The sequence below is a fragment of the Halomonas elongata genome (assembly GCF_029081005.1).
Taxonomy (GTDB): Bacteria; Pseudomonadota; Gammaproteobacteria; order Pseudomonadales; family Halomonadaceae; genus Halomonas; species Halomonas elongata_B.
The window spans coordinates 1-456 of the sequence record NZ_JAJQTQ010000092.1; the positions used below are offsets into that span (position 1 = coordinate 1).

Here is a 456-nt window from a genome sequence, read left to right on the forward strand (position 1 = left end):
CCGGCAAGCTGCAGGAGCGCTTTGGCGTGAAGCGCGTCACCATGGCCTCCGGGATCCTGCTCGGCTTGGGCTTCTTCCTGACCGCGCACTCCAGCAGCCTGATGATGCTGTGGCTGAGCGCGGGCGTGCTGGTGGGGCTGGCGGACGGCGCCGGTTACCTGCTGACCCTGTCGAACTGCGTGAAATGGTTCCCGGAGCGTAAAGGGTTGATCTCCGCCTTCTCCATTGGCTCCTATGGTCTCGGCAGCCTGGGGTTCAAATTCATTGATTCCCACCTGCTGGCCACCGTTGGCCTGGAAAAAACCTTCGTTATCTGGGGCGCTATCGTGCTGGTGATGATCGTCTTTGGCGCGACCCTGATGAAAGATGCGCCAAATCACCCGGCAGCCACCGCGGCCAACGGCGTCGTGGAAAACGACTTCACCCTCGCCGAATCGATGCGTAAACCGCAGTACT

The 456-nt window shown here is 61.2% G+C and carries 1 protein-coding gene; it reads left to right on the plus strand.

Annotated features, from left to right (window positions below; genetic code table 11):
• Window positions 1-26 precede the first annotated feature (26 nt).
• On the plus strand, window positions 27-456 hold a 430-nt coding region (locus LU493_RS19580; protein WP_275289475.1), incomplete at its 3' end, for an MFS transporter.